Raw genomic sequence first — 14,841 nt, forward strand, 5'->3', positions numbered from 1 at the left:
CTGCATTCAACCGCACCATATGAGCACGGTCTTTGATCTGCTGCGCGACCTTCGGTGCAACTCGCAATTCTTGAAGCGTGCGGTCTGATTCCTCGCTGAGAACGATTCGTAAGGGGGCGGGCATTGACTCAAGCAGAATGAAGGATTTATCGTCTTCTCTATCTTACGTTTAATCCCGCTTGCCCACTTATTAGCGTGTGAAGCTCGAATCCCTTACTGTTTACGGTTGCCGTAATCTTTGCCTCAACCTAGCTCGCTTCTAGAGGATCTCTCTGCCCGTAAGCAAAGTAGGAGAGAGGTTTGTTGTAGAGAGCTGCAAAATCTGCTAGCTCAATCACATCCACTCGACGCTCTCCAGATTCACATTTAGAGATATACGACTGAGGAACTCCCAGCTGCGCTGCAACTTCTTGTTGCGTTAAACCTGCCTCCCGCCGTGCCGCTCTCAGCCGTTTTAGAAATGCTTGGTATCGATCGGAGTGAACGGAGCTGCCCATGAGGAGCAAGCTACAATCGTTGCCAAAATATCCCAAAATCGGATATTTTTAGGACATTCCACCCGTGGTTTTATGGATATCGAAATTGCAATCGAACATCGGCATTTGAAAGTTTCTCCAGCCGAACAAGCTTTAGCGCAAGCGGCGGCCAGTCGAGATGCCCTCAAGGTGCAGTTTCTATCCCAACTAGCGAGTAAATCCTTGACTTACACCCTCACCCAAACCCTAGGGGTGAACCCAAACACGTTAAAACTCATGGTTCGCAAGTACAGTGAACAGCTGGTTTATCAACCTTTAGAAGAACTGCAGTTTTGGTTTAGCTATTCGAGTGGCGTGTTCTTGGAGCCAGGGTATCCTCCCCTGTATTACAGCCGTAAACCTTCAGGTCAAAGTATTTCTCCTAATAAGAGCGCGATCGCCGCGATCGGAGAGGGCGTTGCTGGACTCGTGGGACAGCAGCTTTATCAGGGACGCAAGTTGGCGCGTCCGATCCACGATTATCCAGATATCGTCATGCTAGGGAACAAAAGGGTGTACTTGCTCGAATCGAAAGCCACTACGCTTTCCAAAGAAGACATCAAACGAGTGATTGATGATGAGTTAGTCAGAATGATCGTCTATGCCTCTGCCTGTGCTGATTTGGACAAACAAACAACCGTGGTTGGAGTGTTAGTTGGAACAGCGCTGTTAGGCGAAACCTGTTATCGCACCTACATCACGGAAGTATCGGTATGAATTTAGCCGTCTTGTCCCAAAAAGCATTCATTCTTCAAAGCCTTGTTACATACATTCAAGCAGGAGGAGTACAAGGGGGACATCAAAGTTTTCTGCTCGAAGACGGTCTGACGGAACTTGTTCGCATTCTGATGCGGGAATTGGCAGCCGATGTGTCTTACCGCTCTCGATTGAGTCTGTTAGATCAGGCGATTGAAGACGTTCAGCAGCAGATGTGGGAATATGTCTTCTCGTCAGCCATTAGCAATATTAACTTTGATGATTACTTTGCCCGTATTCGTCATCGCTTGAAAGCGTCTGCTAGGGAGATGGCCGATCTACAAATAAATCTTAGAGTCGCTAAGCGGCGAGAACAAATTGTCGAGCGAGAGGAGATTACGGAAGCTGTAGAAGTTCCGTTTCAAATCGCGGTGATAGGTTTAAGAGAAACGCTAGAAGGATTGATTGCGACTCCTCTAGCTGACCAACCCTGTTTTCTCAATCTGAGCGATGTACGGCACAGGTACACTGTGCAAGAGGAGCACTACCCGCTGCAAATCGAGATCGACGAACTCGTGTTTGTTGTGGATGACGATGGAACGATATTCATCTCGACAGAAAACTTCCCAGGAACCTTGATTCGTCAAGCGAGAGAAGCTTTGGAGACTCTAGCTAGACAGATTTACGGGAGCACGAATCTGTATTAGCGTCATAGACCTTTTCCAAGCGCTCCAATTGAACGAGTAGCTCCTCTATTCCCATCGCGTTTGCCTCGGCTTCGTAACCTGCTGCTGCGATCTCGACAACGGCTTTAAGCATCTGTGGCAGCAGGGCAGGTTCAATATCGGTTGGTTTTAAGTTTCTCAAAACAGGGGCAATCTTTGCCAACAGTTGAATCGCCGCAGCGGTCGAGACTTTAGCCAGGTTGAGTTGACGATCTCGCATGTCCTGAATGCCCTCAAGAAAGGCTTGCTGTTGCATGAGCCGACACTGCTGTAGATCCCAAGCGACAGCGCGCTCCTTCCATTGCCAAATCTTGGAGGTGGTTTTCCAGGACGGTGGAAGCGATTGGATTGAACTGAGCAAGGCGGTACTATTCGGTACTTTTAAGCACTCTTTGTCCTGACGCTCTTTCCGATAGACTTGAATGAGCGTACGACTTGAACCCAGGAAATAGTAGTTCTGCAAGCGATTGAACCACTTTTCCGGCTCATCGGGTTGCCTCTCCCAAGCAGGTTGGTGTAATGGAATGAGTCCACTTTTTTCAGTCACAGCAGTGCACAAAGGACGAGATTGTGAACATTAGAAGCGAAAATTGGTCAATTTTCGACAAAGTTTTGGACATTATGAGCAAAAAATAATCAATTGTTGATCTTTTGATTACCTAATTTCTAATTAGACAATCCGACTGACACAACAATTCTATTAGGTGAGTGTACAGTGACTAATTAAATGGGCTCTTCCCAAGTTTTGGTGATGCTTTGGCAAGATAGAGATATTACCCCTTGAAGAATTAGGAGGACCCGAATTTCTTTCAACAGCTGCTACCGGATCAGAAAAATCTTGAACTGAAAAGTTGGAAGTTTGACAGTGCAAACGGTCAGTTGAGGCTAACAATCGCTTCAACCCAAACAAAGACAGCTTGCCCGCTCTGTCAAGCTTCCACTCGTCAAGTTCATAGTCAATATGGGCGAACACTGCACGATCTGCCCTGTGTCAATTTTGGCATGCTCCTATTGCTCCAAGTTCGTAAGTTCTTCTGCATTAATCCTGGCTGTAAGCGCCGCATTTTCACAGAACGATTGCCGGAAGTAGCCGTTCCTTGGGCACGCCGCACTTGTCGATTGGCGAAGCGCATCATTGCTATTGGCATTGCATTAGGTGGATTGGCAGGCGAACGTCTGAGTCATCAGTTGGGATCTGGAGTGAGGGACAGTACCCTTCTGTACTCGCTAGCTCAACTTCCGTTACCGACAACCGTGATTCCTCAAACGCTTGGAGTCGATGATTTTGCCTTTCGCAAACGTCAACGCTATGGCACGATTCTGGTGGATTTAGATCGAAATCGTCCGGTTGGATTGTTACCAGACCGAGAAGCGGACACATTAGCAAAGTGGTTAGAGCAGCATCCTGGCATTGCAGTTCTATCGCGAGACCGCTCCGTGAGTTATAAAAGCGGGATGAGCCAAGGAGCACCAGATGCAATTCAAGTCGCAGACCGCTTTCATTTACTGCAAAATCTGGCAGGAGTTTTAGAACAAGCGTTAGGAACGCACCACCCAGCGCTAAAAGCGGTCGATACTGCCCAACGCTTAGCCGTAGCCAGCAAGGCTCCAGAGAAAGTTGTTGTACTCACATCAGCCGCGGCTTCCCTGCCCAAAGTACAACAATTAGCTCAACAACGCCGAGCTCAGCGAGTCAAAATCTATGAAACGGTTCAGAAATTGCACCAGCAGGGCTGGTCAGCGAGTGCGATTGCCCAATAGGAGTCAGTACCCGCACCGTCCAACGTTATCTTGTGACCGTACGCTTTCCTGAACGTCAAGAGCGCAGTGACCGAGGCAGAAGCTTGCTCAACCCTTACAAACCCTATCTGCTCCAGCAGTACAACCAAGGGCACAGGCAGGTCAAGAGCTTGTTCCGAAGCATCCAGAAACAGGGATACACGGGCAGCTATAGGACGGTGACTCGTTATATTCGGCAGTTGGCTCAAGCGCAAGGTGTAGAACTGAGACGCTATCCTACTGGACGACGGATGCCGAAAGTGGTTGACCTTCAACGTCCAGCACTCACCGCTAGACGGGCTGCGTTCCTCGTCCTCCGGCGGCCCGAAACACTGAACGCGGATGAGCAACAGGTCATTCAGCGCTTCACTGAGCAACCTGAACTTGCAACTGTCGTCGAACTGGCTCAGGGTTTCACGAACTTAACCCGACAGCAGCAACCCCAGCTGTTCGACGCTGGGTTGAAGCGAGCGGAAGACAGCCAAGTTGCTCCATTTGTGCGATTTGCTCGCAGTCTGCGAGAAGACTATGATGCGGTCAAAGCAGGCGTGACTTTATCGACCAGTAACGAACCGGTTGAAGGACAGATCAATCGATTAAAGATGCTGAAGCGGCAAATGTATGGACGCGCAGGCATTGGGCTCTTGAGCCGCCGTTTCTTGTTAGCCAGTTAAGCTGTCAGCTCAACTGGCAATTCTCATTTCACCCTTGCATCAGTTCACCAAAAGCTGGGAAGAGCCCATTTAATTTGGCACTGTACAAATGCCGCCGAGCCGAGTGGTGACAGATGGATTGGCCTCCTATCCCCGCGCCATTTCAGAGGTTCTGGGTGAAGCAGTCATCCATGAACCGGGGAGTTGTTTAGATAATCCGATTGAGCAAGATCATCGCGGGATCAAGCACCGTTACTATCCAATGCTAGGCTTTGGGACGTTTGAGTCGGCAAAACGATCCTGTGCAGCATTTGAGGAAGTGCGACAGTATTTGCGGCTCCGTTCACAAATGGCAGAATTCGTGTCTCTATCTATGCGAAGAAGTGTGTTCGTTGAGCGAGTGCAAGCGTTAGAAGTGGTGTTCCAATCGGCTTAATAAATGATTTAGGAAGCATTCCTTCTCTTGTCAATGCCTTGTTTTAGAGCTTTTGAAGATTCAATTCTGACACTTTCTCCTTTGGACGCTGTTTTCTCGGAACGCAGCAAGCTACGAAGAATCAATTCTCAAAGATTGAACTTACATCTCGATGATCTCGCAAGCAACTTCATCAATAAGGGCTTGGAGTTCGGCATCTACCTGACTCTGCCCTTCCAGGGATGTCTCAATGAGTGCCGCCATTGTTTCCGCTGTCGGCTTGACTAGAACATCAGATATGGGTATGGCAATGCCAAAGGCTTCTTCAATTCTCGAAAGCACACGCATAATAAGCAAGGAATGTCCACCAACTGAAAAGAAGCTATCTGTGACACTAACCTTGTCGATCTCTAGTACTTCCATTAGAATATCGACCACCGCCTGTTCTATTGGGGTTCGAGGCGCGATATATTCCGCTTTTAGAACAATATCTCGGGGGTCTGGAAGAGCCAAGCGCTCCACCTTGCCATTGCTATTTCGCGGAATCACGGGAAGCGGTACGAACACCGTCGGTACCATCGCATCCAAGAGCCGCTCAGCACCGAATGCCCGAATTGCATCGATGCTAGCATTCTCCCGCAGCACTACATAAGCACAAAGCTGAAGTTCGGAATCCTCAAACGCGTATCCCACTACAGTTATGTCAAGTACGTCAGCATGTCGACGTAGAACATCCTCGACTTCACTGGGTTCAACCCTGACGCCCCGAATCTTAAGCTGCCAGTCTACCCGTCCAAAGAACTCAAAGACCCCATCTTCATCCATCCGTCCCAAGTCTCCAGTCCGGTATACGATGTCATCAGCCGAATTGGTTAGAGGGTTGGGCACAAATACCTTTACTGTCTGGTCCGGTTGTCCTAGATAGCCTAACGACCGATAGGGCGTTCGCAGATAAATTTCGTCGACTATGCCCACACCCGCAGGAGCCCCTGCGCTGTCCAAGATGATTGCGCGACAGCCATCGATGGGGCGGCCGATAGGAACACGTGCGCGTTGCATGTCTTGGTAGGTAATGCGGTGAAACATCTTGATCATAGTGGTTTCAGATGGGCCATAAAAGTTCACCAGTTCAGCCCGATCTCCGAACACAGCAAACCACGCCTCGATATCCGATGGGAGGAGAGGTTCGCCTGCGGTCAGCCCAAGGCGCAGGTTCGGCAGGCTTGATGCCTTGTTGCAACGCAACACGCTACGGAGCAGTGATGGTGTCGTATGCCAAAGTGTAGCTCCCTTGTGGCCTAACCATACAGCAAGAGCTTCAGCGTCGATAAGCAGCTCGCGATTGACGGGTGCTATAATGCGCCCGCCCGCACATAGCGGCGTGAAGATGTCACGTAGCACGGCATCGAACCCAGGACTCGTTAGCATTGGTATCACATCGGTGGTCGTTACGCCAAATGTCCGGATCTCCCAATCGATGAAGTGTGTTACTGCGATAGTTCGCCCGACAATTCCCTTCGGTCGGCCGGACGAGCCCGAGGTGAAAAAGACGTAGCATGGACTGTCAGGGTGGGGCGTCCAGCTCGGCGCATCGCCATCTTTTGGAAAGTTGGGATTCAATTCCACTATTTCCATCGGCTGCCATGTAGGGGCCATAGTCTTCAGAGCGTTACCATGCCCAAGTCCAACTATCCCAAAGGCCGGTGTAGTAATCTCCAGCAACTGGATTAGTCGACGCATTGGCCAAGTCGTGTCCAGTGGACACGGGACACCGCCAGCCGCTAGAACACCGATCAACGCTACAATGAAGTCAGCTGGCTCGGGGCAGAAAATGGCAACAATTGTTCCAGGTTGAACTCCTTTAGACTTTAGGGCGGATACCACTCCACGGGATCTACAGCTTAATTCACTATAAGTAAGAGTTTGATCATCAGTGACGACGGCCACGGCATCGGGCTGTTTGTCGGCGACAGCGAAGAACCAAGCCTGTACAGAGTCTGGAAACGGCGTCATAGGAACCTCAGAGTGCTACATTGTTGGCAGTGTGAAATGCATCAAGGAAGATGTTGAAAGACAATACAATCATCAGTAGATCATCCTCCACATGCGGATTGAGGTCATTCTGGCGACCCTCAGCTTTGGACACTAGGGATGCCACGGCTGCCGGATCGAACCAGCCATCGTGCCGAATACGGTGAGGAGAAAGCCAGGCACGGACCCTTTCGTCCAATAGTAGATCGTTGGTACCAGGAGCACGAAATCCGTACTTTCGCCGCTCCCTCAAGGGACGGGGCAAGTCTCGTTCAGCCACCCGTCGCAGCAGATACTTCTCAACACCATTCTTCAAATTTATCTGCGGCGGGATAGTGCGCACGAAGGTGACTAAGTCCTTGTCTAAAAACGGAAATCTCGCCTCAACACCACTTGCATACATCATGCGATCACCGTGATCACCGAGAAGATGGTCGGCCAAGCGAAGCTTGACATCGAGATAGGATCGCTGGTGTTGGACATGCCGACCGCGGAGTGCTTGAAGGCAGGGTTGTGTGACATCTAGGGCGTTTTCCTGCGCGAGTTCGCGACGAATGTCACCGCTATAAAGTCCGCGCAACTTTCGTGCGAGATCGTCGTATTCCCGTTCATAGCGAAGCCCAGCGTTGCCCCAGTTCCCTTGCACACTACCGCTTTCGGTGAAAAGAGGACGATTGTTATGGAGTGCTACATCGACGTAATACCCAGGATAACCGGCGAACAACTCATCCGCACCCTCGCCTCCCAGCAACACAGTAACACTGTCGTTGCGCGCCGCTCGAGCCAGGACAAGGCTACAAACGTTGTAAGACTCCCGCACAGGACACTCTGCGTGCGCAATCATATCTGACAGAGCATCGACAATGCGATTGGTGTCAAATGATACTTGAGTCAATGTCAGTCCAGATGCGGCAGCAGCAGCGCGTTGGAAGCGACTCTCATCAAAAGTTCGGCCAGGGAAAACCGCTGAATAGGCCCGGATCGGGTGCTCTGGGTGAAGACGGCGCAGAATGCCGCCGATCATTGATGAGTCGAGGCCACCGCTCAGCAATAGTCCCACCTCAGCTTCGCCTTGCAACCGCCGCTCTGTCGCAGCATCCAGTAATCGCGCCAGTTCAGCCACGTATGCGTTTTCCAGGCACTCATCCGATCGGTCGGTAGCCTCAGCCAATGGATAGTCAAGATCCCAGTAACACTGTACCCGAACACCTTGACGATCAGCTACGAGGTAACTGCCTGGGGGCAGACTGCGAACATGCCGGAACATTGTCGTTGGACTCACTAAACCAGGAAAGGTGGCAACCTGATCCAGCCCAGCAGGGTCCAGCGTTCGATCGAGGTCGGGATATTGAAGAAGAGCTTTGATCTCTGAGCCAAAGATCAGGGCACCATTGCATTCTGCGTAGAACAGCGGGGCAATACCGAAGTGATCGCGCGCTAAAAGTAGCCGTCGTGCCTCGCGATCCCATAGGGCTAAGGCGAATTGACCGTTAACATCGATTAATCGACTAGGATCGCCATCGGCGAGGAGGTGTAGGAGAACCTCAACATCAGACTCGCCAGTAAAAACTGCTCCAGCAGCGCGAAGTCTTTCGCGTTGAGCAACATAATCATATACCTCACCATTGGCAATTAGTGTCTGACTGCCGGAGCGAATCGGTTGGTCTCCACCCCGACGCGCAACAATAGCTAAGCGGCGAACGGCCATGGCTGCATAATTGTCCGAATAGTAGCCATGACCGTCAGGTCCACGATGGCGTATTGCCTCAGCCATGCGCAGTGCCACGTTTAAGTCAGGCGGTGGACCATTGCCCAGAGTAATAATGCCGGCAATTCCACACATAGCTTACCTTGCGAAGTACAGAGGTATTAGGGTCGGCTCGATATCTGGAAGGTGTTACCGGCTGGGTCGCGACCATCGCAAAAAGCGAATTCTGGTGACTCCATGATTTTGCCGAGCTTGACACCATTTGCGATCAGACGATTTCGTTCACCTTCTACATCCTCTACCCGAAATACCAGTTTCGGTGCCCGTCCTGGACCCGAAGAAGCAGATCCGCGATGTATGGCGATAGTACAGGACCCAGCATCGAGCTGGATGAAATCCCGATCATTCGGATCACCAATTATGGGCAGATGAAATACACGATTATAGAAAGCTGCCGTCGAAACAACGTCCTCAGCGAACAAAATAACGCGTGCAAGGATCATACCCATGATCTACCTCAGTTCTGAATTTCATCAGCCCACTGCCTTTATGGCAACTCCCACGGTCTCGACAACACGGGCGTCCACCAAAGTGGCACTCAGGTTCGCATTATGAAATACTGCGTTTTCGAGGTTTGCACCGCGCAAGTCAGCACCCTTAAGATTAGTCTCAGTGAAGTTAACGCCTCTCAAATCCATTTCCGAGAGATTGGCACCTTCGAGATTCGCAAAGCGCAGGTCTGCGCCCCGGAGCTTCGTGCTGCGAAGGTCCGCACCGCGCAAAAAACATTCAGCCATATACGCCCGCTGGAAATTAGCTTCGGAGAGAGACTCCACTGGCAGATTGGTCCTTGAAATCTTTGCGCTCGAAAAGTTGACACCTTCAAGATTTGCTTTGGCAAGATTGCAATTCATCAGGTCGCAATTGCGGAAATCTGCTCCTCTAAGGTCGGCCCCTTGAAAGTTTGAGACTCCAAACATAGCGCCACGTGCGTTAGCACCACCTAGGAAGGCATCAACCATATTGACTCCCTCGAAGGTCGCCTCCATTAATGTAGCGTTTCCCAGCCTCGATCTCTCGAAGCTTACGCCCCGGAAAAAGCCATTACCGAATGTTGCTTCTGTTAGATCGGTATCGTCCATCCAGGCCCCTTCCATATCACTGCCCTGAAAATTTGCCCTTACAAGACTTGCCGTTGTCAAACTGGCATAACGAAGCTTAAGCCCACCGAAGTGCGCTTCTGCAAAATTAGCACCTTCGAGGTTTAGGTTCATCCGACCTTTCCCGTTCGCTTCCCTAATCTTTTCAATCAGACGGTCTGCCGAAACGCTTAAGATACTCCCCTCTGCCAACTCATCGAGTGCTACAACGCTTTTTATTGGCATCGATCTCTACCTCCTGATTTGAATTAGCGACTCACAAACATTTTTGGGAAACGAACTGATCGTAAAAAATAATATGCAAAGAAAACCATAGCAGAGTGTTATTTCTTTGATTTAGCAGAACAATATATCGTAATAAATGATTTGCATGCAGAAGTGTTGAGATTTAATAAAACAGAGCTTAGAAATGTATCCTAAAAGTATAAAAGCTTTACAAGCAACGCTTGGTTACCTAGATTAAATTAAAAACTATTCAAGTAGAATACTCTGAGTTTATGAGACTGAGTAGTCAGAGAACTTCTAATGAAGTTTTCGAAAGGACTGTAGCGTCTTAAGTGTTCGTTCATAATCAGTAGAATTCTGCGTTGGACGAAAGCCTCGAAAAATAGATTTTTCAAGCACCTGAATTAAGATATGTTTGCTGTAGCTACATATTTCTTAAGGGTAAATTAGCATTAATCAAACTTCTTCAGAAGGCATCGATATGTCAGGGATTGATGAAGTAAAGATTGAGCTAACCGCATTCTACTTGTTTCCTTTGTCATTTTTAACTAACATCATGGGAACGTTTAGTGCAAATCTTTAAAGAAGTTGTGTTACAGCTTTCAATATCTCTGATGTATACGAGGATTTCTAAATAATATTAGATCTTATTGGCTGCGCTGATGGTTCCATAAAGGTTCCTACAAACAAATATCCATAGCCTTCTACAAAGGCTATGACAGATGGTGTAATCAGAAGATGGATAGCAAATCCTTCGAAATTTCCTCGGACTATATGCCCCTTACTGCGATCAGAAAGGCGTGTCGCGCCGGGAGCACCCTGACGCTTTCTCCGGCAACTTGGAGCGCCATTAAAGCGGGTGCCGCGTATGCCGATTTACTCTCACTGGGCAATGCGTCAGTATACGGCGTGAACACAGGTTTTGGCGCGCTGTGTCATCAACAGGTGGGCACCGACGACATATCGCGGTTGCAGCATAATCACCTGCGTTCCCATGCCTGTGGAGTCGGCGAAGATGCCCCTGCGCCTATTGTTCGGGCGATGATTGTCCTTAAATTGATGTCGTTTCGCACCGGGCATTCAGGAGTTGGTGTAGAGGTAGTCAAACGATTGCTGGATTTTCTAGCAGCGGACTTGCTACCTGTTGTTCCGATGCGCGGCAGCGTCGGTGCTAGTGGTGACCTTGCCCCGCTAGCACACCTCGCGCTGCCGCTCATTGGAGAAGGCTTGTTTAGACATGGCGGTATTCGGTGCAGCACTTCCAAGATGTTGACCGAGCACGGTTGGTATCCGTTAATACTCCGGGCTAAGGAAGGTCTAGCTCTGACAAACGGTGTTCAGTTTCTTAACGCCTGCGCCCTACACATTCTGGAAAGAGCCGAGCGAATGCTGTCCTGCGCAGATCTTATTTGTGCGCTCAGCATTCAGGGATTTGCCGCTGCAGACACATTCTTTAACCACCGCCTGAAGGCAATCACTACCCACCCGGAACGATGGGATGTGATGGACAACCTGACCAAACTGCTTGCTGGGGGTAACCATGCAGGACTTGATCGTTGTGATCCATTGAAGGAGGACCCCTATTCCTTTCGTTGTGCTCCACAGGTTCATGCAGCGGCACGCCAAGCTTTTGCCTTTGTAGCCCAGATAGTAGAACGAGACTGCAACAGCGTCTCGGACAACCCGTTGTTGTTCCCGGACGAAAATCTATTCCTCACCAATGGGAGTATGCACGGACAGACAACCGCCATGGCGCTCGATGTCCTGGCTATCGGACTCGCTGACCTAATGAGCATTTCGGAACGGCGGATTTATCAGTTACTGTCCGGGCAGCACGGACTGCCTAGCTTCCTGGCTACTTGCCCAGGTGTGGATTCGGGTCTAATGGTCTGGCAATATACCGCAGCGGCACTTGTTAATGAGAGTAAAGTTCTGGCGACTCCGTCATCAGTCGACACCATTATGACATGTCACTTACAGGAGGACCACGTCAGCATGGGCAGTACAGGGGCACTAAAGGCGCTGAGGATCATCAGCAACCTAGAGATGGTGCTGGCTATCGAACTAGTAACAGCTTGTGCTGCTATAGACGTCGATCCCTCCCTCCGCCTCTCTCCCGCTACCGCCCCAGTCTACCAGTCCGTTCGAGACCGAATCTCGCCTTTGAACGGTGATAGGTCTATGAACGAGGATATGGCAGCCGCTAACAATCTACTGATCAATGGTGAGATTATTACGGCTACCCTTTCACAACTGGCAGCACCAAGTACTCGTATTTCACCGTCTTCAAGGAGAACCTGATACATGGTGGATGCCAGCACGTCATGGACCGACGATACGCTGGAGGATCGGTTTGAGCCGACTCCGGACCAGCAGAGCTTGTTCTTGGGTTATGCACGTAACCCAGTTGCCGGTAGTTATGTGGAGAGCCTCGCACTGCGTCTGGTTGGAGCACTCGACACTGATGCTCTGGAGAGGGCTGTGTGTGCCGTAGCTGATCGACATGGACCACTACGCTCGACTTTCCATCTTGCTGCCGGGCGTCTTGAGCAACGGGTTCATCGTAGCGTGTTACCGTTCACTATAGCGGATGAGTTTAATGGGCCGCTATCCTCATGGTTAACACATATCGCGGGGGACCCCTTTGATTTGGAAAGAGGTCCTGTCGCACGCACGGGGCTGTACCGGCTCGGAACTGATGATCATGTCTTCTGTGCGGCTGCACATCATATCGTTTGCGATGGGTGGTCCCGCGGTATATTCCTCCGCGAGCTTGGTCTAGCTTATGAAAGCCTGCTCAACGGACGCGGAACGGGACTGTCACTCCCAGAACGCGGATTTGCCGACTTTGCCCGGTCATCGTTCAACACAGAGGATCCTCGCCGCATCGCAACCCTGAAGTTTTGGCAGTCGGAGCTACAGGATGTTAAGGAGGCGCCTCAGCGCCCCCTTGGCGGTACGCTGTTACCGGGAAACCCGGCATTTGACTGCATCACCGTGGATTGGTCGAGACTTGCCCCTAGCCTTACACGTCTTGCTGCTAGCCAGTATTGTTCGCCTTTTATTGCTTTTCTCGCAGTGCTGCAAGATGCGCTGTTTGAGGAGACCGGTGCCGTCGAGACAACAATCGGCATTGATTTTGCAGGGCGCACTGAACCTTGGATGGAAGGTCTGATTGGTTTCTTTGCTCGCCAGATTCCGATCCGTTTGAAGAAGGCACACTGCCCATTCGAGCAGAGCCTTAAGAACCTTCGTACTACAGTCAACAGTGCGCTATCCCACGCAAATCTCTCGTTCAACGAGATAGCCGCCATCTCGCCCGTTGAGGAGCTCTTCGCTGTTAAACTCTCACTCGAGCAGAATATGACTCCCGCTGTTCGATTAGCTGGACTGACTGTCGAGCCTTTAGAAACATCGATCGCGGGGGCGAAGTTCCCGCTTCTGCTTAATATTAGTCTATCAAGTGGACTGCTGACCTGCCGGGCAGAATTCGATCCAAAGCGCGCACCTCGCGAACGAGTCGAACGGTTGTTGGACAGGTATAGGAATGTTGCCGAGTGTGTTACGGGCTCGGCTCTACCTCCCGGTCCCCGTTTTATCAGGCGGCTAGTAATGGTAGACCGCCTGATAGAAGACTCAGAGCCAAAAATTCCTTCACCTATTGCCACGCTGCGCGTGGTAGGTTCCACAAACTTGAGCAACCACGCAACTCAGTTGCAAGAGATGCTTAGACGTACTGGCGCAGTTTTAGTGCGGGGTCTGCCGCCCATGAATCCACAGGCGTTCGCCGCGGAAGTTGAAACAGTGATCGGACCGCTCGTTCCATACGTAGAACGATCATCTCCACGTACGTCGCTGGGAAACCAAATCTACACGTCCACAGATTATCCGTCCTCACGTCCAATCCCGCTACATAACGAGAATGCCTATGCATCTCGCTGGCCTCGATGGATAGCTTTTCTATGTGTGGAGCCGCCTTCTACTGGCGGACGCACTCCGATCTCGGATAGCCGCGCCGTTCTAGCTGTCCTGCCAACGACAGTTCGGGAGGCGTTTGAGCGACGCGGACTGCAATATATCAGACGCTTTAGCGGACCCATGGGTCAAACTGCCCGAGAGGTTTTCGGCTTCGAGGGTGCGGCGTTAGAAGCATTGTTGGTAGAGTCTGGTTACCGGGTCGAGCGAGATGCAGATGGACACCTAATCACTATGCGTAATGGGCCTGCCCTTCGTTCCCACCCAGAGACAAACGAATTAGTGTGGTTTAACCATGCTCATTTCTTCCATCCGACGGTTGTGGCATCAGAATGGTTATCTCCAGCGATCGCACAGACTCTTCCCTTCGACGTTTTCTATGGAAATGGCGAAGTGATTGACATAGCTGCTATCCGCGCGGTAGAAGCAGCCTACTGGCAAACCAGAATCGCTTTCTCGTGGCAATCTGGTGACTTACTAATGCTCGATAACATGATGTTTGCCCATGGTCGTGAGCCATTCACGGGCAGCCGACAAATCTGGGTGGCTATGGGCCAGGAATTATCTGATGGAAACTAACTTGTATGAGCCGACCGACGGATTCGAGATCTCATACCGCCAAGCCCGTCTGCTGCAGCTAGGTGCTGAATCTGGGGACTCGCCATATGCGGTAGCTGGTGCTTGGAGGCTTTCGAAAGGTGTGCATGCAGCGACTCTCGAAGCTGCCCTCAACCGTGTTGTTGCTGAAGAAGAAGTGCTCCGTTCAAGGATAGAAGCTCCTGTTGGTGAACCAGCTCGCCAAGTGATCAATCCGCACGTTGCCTTTTCGCTTACACGAATACAATCGCCAAGGAACAACGTCGAGAAGTGGCTAAGGAGACAGGCAAATGCTCTCTTAGTTGCAGCAGGTCATCGGGGCATGAGCATTGGTTTTGGGTTGGCTGAGAACAAGTCCAAGC

General features: G+C 50.6%; 13 protein-coding genes. 7 read left to right on the forward strand and 6 right to left on the reverse strand.

The genetic code is table 11. The features are described 5' to 3' along the window. Positions 1-248 precede the first annotated feature (248 nt). A complete protein-coding gene (locus AC5JLB_RS24695) occupies positions 249-497 on the reverse strand; it encodes a helix-turn-helix domain-containing protein (RefSeq protein WP_495876480.1) in 249 nt (82 codons plus the stop codon). Positions 498-569: 72 nt separating this feature from the next. Between AC5JLB_RS24695 and AC5JLB_RS24700 the strand changes: the two genes are divergently transcribed. Both AC5JLB_RS24700 and AC5JLB_RS24705 read left to right on the forward strand, forming a co-directional pair. Beyond that, positions 570-1,232, forward strand: a complete 663-nt coding sequence (locus tag AC5JLB_RS24700) for a hypothetical protein (RefSeq protein ID WP_495876481.1) — start codon at positions 570-572, stop codon at positions 1,230-1,232. After that, complete coding sequence (locus AC5JLB_RS24705) at positions 1,229-1,918, forward strand: hypothetical protein (RefSeq protein WP_495876482.1); 690 nt, start codon at positions 1,229-1,231, stop codon at positions 1,916-1,918. The genes AC5JLB_RS24700 and AC5JLB_RS24705 overlap by 4 nt, the downstream gene beginning before the upstream one ends. Here AC5JLB_RS24705 and AC5JLB_RS24710 read toward each other — a convergent pair. Then, positions 1,884-2,483 (reverse strand): hypothetical protein, encoded by a 600-nt coding sequence (locus AC5JLB_RS24710; RefSeq protein ID WP_495876483.1) that lies wholly within the window; start codon positions 2,481-2,483, stop codon positions 1,884-1,886. The two genes, AC5JLB_RS24705 and AC5JLB_RS24710, sit on opposite strands and share 35 nt — an antisense overlap. Before the next feature lie 332 nt (positions 2,484-2,815). Here AC5JLB_RS24710 and AC5JLB_RS24715 point away from each other — a divergent pair, with 332 nt between their 5' ends. The 3 genes from AC5JLB_RS24715 to AC5JLB_RS24725 all read left to right on the forward strand — a co-directional run bounded on the left by AC5JLB_RS24715 (position 2,816) and on the right by AC5JLB_RS24725 (position 4,804). Next, on the forward strand, positions 2,816-3,697 hold the full coding sequence (locus AC5JLB_RS24715; RefSeq protein ID WP_495876484.1) for an ISL3 family transposase: 882 nt from the start codon (positions 2,816-2,818) through the stop codon (positions 3,695-3,697). 32 nt (positions 3,698-3,729) lie between these two features. Next, on the forward strand, positions 3,730-4,389 hold the full coding sequence (locus AC5JLB_RS24720; RefSeq protein WP_495876485.1) for a transposase: 660 nt from the start codon (positions 3,730-3,732) through the stop codon (positions 4,387-4,389). An 88-nt stretch (positions 4,390-4,477) separates the two neighbouring features. Then, a complete protein-coding gene (locus AC5JLB_RS24725; RefSeq protein ID WP_495876486.1) occupies positions 4,478-4,804 on the forward strand; it encodes a DDE-type integrase/transposase/recombinase in 327 nt (108 codons plus the stop codon). Between the two features lie 141 nt (positions 4,805-4,945). On the opposite strand, the gene AC5JLB_RS24730 is transcribed toward AC5JLB_RS24725, so the two are convergent. The 4 genes from AC5JLB_RS24730 to AC5JLB_RS24745 are packed head-to-tail and all read right to left on the reverse strand — an operon-like array spanning position 4,946 to position 9,907. Next, on the reverse strand, positions 4,946-6,796 hold the full coding sequence (locus AC5JLB_RS24730; protein WP_495876487.1) for a non-ribosomal peptide synthetase: 1,851 nt from the start codon (positions 6,794-6,796) through the stop codon (positions 4,946-4,948). A 7-nt stretch (positions 6,797-6,803) separates the two neighbouring features. Further along, complete coding sequence (gene asnB / locus AC5JLB_RS24735) at positions 6,804-8,657, reverse strand: asparagine synthase (glutamine-hydrolyzing) (protein WP_495876488.1); 1,854 nt, start codon at positions 8,655-8,657, stop codon at positions 6,804-6,806. Positions 8,658-8,683: 26 nt separating this feature from the next. Beyond that, a complete protein-coding gene (locus AC5JLB_RS24740; protein ID WP_495876489.1) occupies positions 8,684-9,031 on the reverse strand; it encodes a VOC family protein in 348 nt (115 codons plus the stop codon). Between the two features lie 24 nt (positions 9,032-9,055). Then, the gene (locus tag AC5JLB_RS24745) at positions 9,056-9,907 is read right to left on the reverse strand and encodes a pentapeptide repeat-containing protein (protein WP_495876490.1); all 852 of its coding nucleotides are present in this window, start codon (positions 9,905-9,907) and stop codon (positions 9,056-9,058) included. 738 nt (positions 9,908-10,645) lie between these two features. On the opposite strand from AC5JLB_RS24745, the gene AC5JLB_RS24750 reads away from it, so the two are divergent. Both AC5JLB_RS24750 and AC5JLB_RS24755 read left to right on the forward strand, forming a co-directional pair. Then, positions 10,646-12,208 (forward strand): HAL/PAL/TAL family ammonia-lyase, encoded by a 1,563-nt coding sequence (locus AC5JLB_RS24750; RefSeq protein WP_495876491.1) that lies wholly within the window; start codon positions 10,646-10,648, stop codon positions 12,206-12,208. Positions 12,209-12,211: 3 nt separating this feature from the next. Then, positions 12,212-14,461 (forward strand): condensation domain-containing protein, encoded by a 2,250-nt coding sequence (locus AC5JLB_RS24755; RefSeq protein WP_495876492.1) that lies wholly within the window; start codon positions 12,212-12,214, stop codon positions 14,459-14,461. Positions 14,462-14,841: the final 380 nt, after the last annotated feature.

The sequence above is a fragment of the Myxacorys chilensis genome, from assembly GCF_059505265.1.

What these genes read in the sequence shown, in the direction of transcription:
- AC5JLB_RS24695 (WP_495876480.1), bottom strand. Translation starts at nt 497, where the DNA reads ATGGGCAGCTCCGTTCACTCCGATCGATACCAAGCATTTCTAAAACGG.
- AC5JLB_RS24700 (WP_495876481.1), top strand. Translation starts at nt 570, where the DNA reads ATGGATATCGAAATTGCAATCGAACATCGGCATTTGAAAGTTTCTCCA.
- AC5JLB_RS24705 (WP_495876482.1), top strand. Translation starts at nt 1,229, where the DNA reads ATGAATTTAGCCGTCTTGTCCCAAAAAGCATTCATTCTTCAAAGCCTT.
- AC5JLB_RS24725 (WP_495876486.1), top strand. Translation starts at nt 4,478, where the DNA reads ATGCCGCCGAGCCGAGTGGTGACAGATGGATTGGCCTCCTATCCCCGC.
- AC5JLB_RS24730 (WP_495876487.1), bottom strand. Translation starts at nt 6,796, where the DNA reads ATGACGCCGTTTCCAGACTCTGTACAGGCTTGGTTCTTCGCTGTCGCC.
- asnB (WP_495876488.1), bottom strand. Translation starts at nt 8,657, where the DNA reads ATGTGTGGAATTGCCGGCATTATTACTCTGGGCAATGGTCCACCGCCT.
- AC5JLB_RS24740 (WP_495876489.1), bottom strand. Translation starts at nt 9,031, where the DNA reads ATGGGTATGATCCTTGCACGCGTTATTTTGTTCGCTGAGGACGTTGTT.
- AC5JLB_RS24745 (WP_495876490.1), bottom strand. Translation starts at nt 9,907, where the DNA reads ATGCCAATAAAAAGCGTTGTAGCACTCGATGAGTTGGCAGAGGGGAGT.
- AC5JLB_RS24750 (WP_495876491.1), top strand. Translation starts at nt 10,646, where the DNA reads ATGGATAGCAAATCCTTCGAAATTTCCTCGGACTATATGCCCCTTACT.
- AC5JLB_RS24755 (WP_495876492.1), top strand. Translation starts at nt 12,212, where the DNA reads ATGGTGGATGCCAGCACGTCATGGACCGACGATACGCTGGAGGATCGG.